The sequence below is a fragment of the Tenacibaculum sp. SDUM215027 genome (genome assembly GCF_050566205.1).
Classification (GTDB): domain Bacteria; phylum Bacteroidota; class Bacteroidia; order Flavobacteriales; family Flavobacteriaceae; genus Polaribacter.
The window spans coordinates 1-3776 of sequence record NZ_JBNXUE010000015.1 but is presented as its reverse complement, the minus strand read 5'-3'; the positions used below and the strand labels follow the sequence as shown (position 1 = coordinate 3776).

The 3776-nt window shown below is 32.2% G+C and carries 2 protein-coding genes and 1 pseudogene; all 3 read left to right on the top strand.

Annotation, left to right across the window (positions count from 1 at the left end; genetic code table 11):
• On the top strand, window positions 1-192 hold a 192-nt coding region (locus ACQYZ7_RS16620), incomplete at its 5' end, for a type IX secretion system membrane protein PorP/SprF (RefSeq protein WP_430730830.1).
• Between the two features lie 11 nt (window positions 193-203).
• The gene (locus ACQYZ7_RS16615) at window positions 204-2090 is read left to right on the top strand and encodes an OmpA family protein (RefSeq protein ID WP_430730829.1); all 1887 of its coding nucleotides are present in this window, start codon (window positions 204-206) and stop codon (window positions 2088-2090) included.
• A 616-nt stretch (window positions 2091-2706) separates the two neighbouring features.
• A pseudogene (locus ACQYZ7_RS16610) lies at window positions 2707-3776 on the top strand (hypothetical protein); the annotation flags it as partial.

The window sequence follows — 3776 nt, the reverse complement described above, 5'->3', positions numbered from 1 at the left end:
AGAATTAATGAAGATACCGGAGCTTTAGGAGCATTAGTAGATTTTCAAGTATCACGACAGTTCCGAGTAGGTTACGCATATGAGTATCCGTTATCAGACATTAATCAATATTCAAATGGAACACATGAAATATTATTAATGTTTGAATTATTCCCTAAGTCATATAGAACGAAATCTCCTAGATATTTTTAAAAAGTAGAATTATGAAGACAAAAATTACACTTATACTACTTTTTTTATCATGTTTTGCATTTTCACAAAGAAAGGTAGCAAATAAATTCTATAAAGAATACGCGTACATAAAAGCAGCTGAGTTTTATAAAAAAGCTATAAATGAAGGCGATGATGGGGTGGATATGGTTACAAGACTAGCAGATTGTTATTATAATAACTCCAACTCAGAGCAAGCAGCTTACTGGTATGGTGTAGCTTCCAATAGAGATGAAGGTTTAGACGATAAAGCTATTTATAAATATGTTCAATCACTTAGAAGTATTGGTGAGTATGACAAGGCAGATAAATGGTTACAAAAGTTACCCGATGTAGCTTTAAAAATAGGAGATGTTGATTATGATAAGTTAAAAATGCTCAATAAAGATTCAGTAGAGGTGGTAAACTTAAATTTTAACACGAAAAGTTCAGATTTTGGCATGTATGCTCATGGTCAAAAGTTATATTTTTCTTCAGCTAGAAATGATAAAGGTGAAACTTATGAGTGGAACAATGAGCCTTATTTAGATTTATATCAAGCAAGAATCATGAAAAAAAATGAAAATGAAGAAGTTATAGAAAATATAATTCCTATAGTTTCTTCTAAAATAAACACTGCTTTTCATGAATCAAATGTAGCTATAACTAAAGACGGTCAAACGCTATATTTTACAAGAAATAATTTAAAGGAAGAAAATAAACTAGAGTATGATAAAAAAGGGACTTCCAACTTAAAAATATTTAAAGCAACTTTAGTAAACGGACAATGGGATAATATTGAAGAATTACCATTTAACGATAAAGTATACTCTAATGGACATCCAGCATTGAGCCCAGACGGAAAAACATTATATTTTGTGTCTGATAGACCAGGTAGTTATGGGCTGACAGATATTTATAAAGTGGCTATTTTAGCTGATGGAGGGTATGGAAAACCAATAAATTTAGGAGATAAGATAAATACAAGTGGTAGAGAAATGTTTCCTTTTGTAGCAAAGGATTATACATTATATTTTTCTTCTGATGGATATGCAAATTTAGGATTACTAGATATTTATAAATCAGAATTACTCAAAAACAACTCTTCAGAGGTGATGAATTTAGGAGCTCCATTCAACAGTGGATATGATGATTTTGCCTTTTTTTATAATGAAGACGGAAAAACAGGATACTTTTCTTCAAACCGACCAGAAGGTAAAGGACAAGATGATGTATATAAATTTAGAACGTTAAAGTGCAAGCAGTTTATCAAAGGAGTAACGTATGATAAAAGAACTAAAGAAATATTACCCAATGCTTTAGTCGAATTGATTGACTCTGAAGGAAAAGTACTCAAAAGGTTTGTAACTCAAGAAGATGCTAGGTACACTTTTGAGGTAGAATGTGAAAAGAGTTTTACGTTAAGAGGAACGAAATTAGATTATAAAGATGATTTTGTCAATGATGTAAAAACTACAGATGTAAGAGGCAGAGAAGTAGAACATGATTTATATCTAACGCCATTAATTGTAGGTAATGAGATAGTGATAGATCCTATATTTTTCGATTTTGATAAGTGGAATATACGCCCAGATGCAGCTTATGAATTAGAGCACATTGTACGAGTAATGAACAATCACCCAAAAATGATTATTAAGATCGAAGCTCATACCGATAGTAGGGGGAGTGGTAGATATAATGAAATTTTATCAGATAAGAGAGCTAAGTCTACCAGAGATTATATTTTTTCAAGAGGTATAGCTACTAATAGAATAGAAAGTGCTATTGGTTATGGGGAAAAACAATTAGTAAACAAATGTTCTAATGGGGTTCCTTGTACAGAAGAAGAGCACCAAGAAAACAGGCGATCAAAATTTATAATCATTAATGATTATAAATAGAAAAATAAGTAATTAGTCTCCTGTAGAGTAGTTTTCTTTAGCCCTGATTCAATGCGCATATTGAATTGGGGTTTTATTTTTGGGGTAAATGTAAAGCTTGTGTTTTTTTGACTCACTCTTAGCTAGAAGGCTTAATTATAAAGGAAGTACTGTAAAATATTACAAGTATTTTTTTTAAAAAAAACATAGGGGAAAAACCCCTTTTTTAACATTTCATTTTTTAAAACTAAAAATAAGTACTACATTTGGTATAACAGTTTTTAGAACTTAAAAAACGTTAATCCCTCAGAATAATACTATATCCCACTCAGTATTATTTAGTTTCCTCAAATTTTTTTTATTGTACATCCTTGTGTGTTTAAAGTATTACATTCTTGTAATACTAGGAAATGCGTAACCCTTAATTACCCCACCCCATTTTACCCCATCCCCGTAAAATGGTTTTAGCTAAATACTAAAACTTAGTAAGTGTAATATTCTATAGAATTTATAGGGTGTTTAAAAGTTAAATTTTAAAAGTTAAGGTATGGGAATGAAAACTACTCATTTAAGAAAATTAATGCTGATACTTTTGTTGTTTAGTGCTAATTACATTTTTTCACAAACAACAGTGTCTATGCAGAGTCCCTGTAGCCTTTCTGGGTGTGGAGCTCAGGATGTTGAAATAGGGAGTGTTTATATAGGAGATATAAACGGAAATCCAATAAGCACGTGTACAGTAGGGCAGCAGCTCTCTAACGTTTATTTATATGTAGATATTTCAAAAGCAGCAAGTAAAAAAGACTTGTATATGCAGTTTTATTTGATGAATGGAACCGATCAAATAGATAAAGACGGAAATGTTTATGTAGGTAGCGATAAAATTAGTGTAGGAATACCAGGATCAATTAACCCAGGAACTTACCAGATGTTTGAATTGGTGAATTATACCTGTGGTGAAGAACTTACGTTAACAGATGTGTACCTTTCATGGCAAACACCGGGTAGCAATTCAGGTCCAGGATGTGCAATTCAAACTTCAAAATGTTCAGGAGAAAATTTACCACCTATTGATGTACAAACACCTATTGCTCCTGATTTCACATTTATATATAATTGTGGAGTTAATGGAGGAGGTTTTCAAGGTGTAACTTTTACAAACACATCAACAGGAGGAGATGGAATTATTACTTATGAATGGAGTTTTGGGACAGATTCTTCACCAACAATGACAACAACAGAAGGCCCTCATAATGTTAGCTATAGTAGTGGAGGCTCTAAAATGGTAACACTAGTTGTTACAGATGAAGATGGAGATACAAATTCAGTAACAAAAAACATTACGATAGATAGTATTCCAACAGCAGCTATTGTAGGAACAGATGTAAAATGTAATGGAGGAAATGATGGTATAGCAGATTTAACAATAACAGGAGGTAAAGCTCCTTATACATATTCATGGAATACTGGAGCGACGACTGAAGATATTAGTGGTTTAACTGTAGGTGCTTATAGTGTTACAATTACCGATGCGAATGGTTGTGTAGCAATAGCAGGAGTAACTATTGGAGAACCAGCAGTATTATCACTTTCACTTTTAGGAAGTGATTTAAGTTGTGGAGGAAGTGATGGAGCTATTGATTTAACAGTATCAGGAGGAACGACAGATTATACTTATTTATGGAATACAGGAGCCACTACAGAAGA

Bases quoted from the DNA above. Each gene is read 5' to 3' on its own strand.
- ACQYZ7_RS16615 (WP_430730829.1), top strand. From the start codon at position 204: ATGAAGACAAAAATTACACTTATACTACTTTTTTTATCATGTTTTGCA.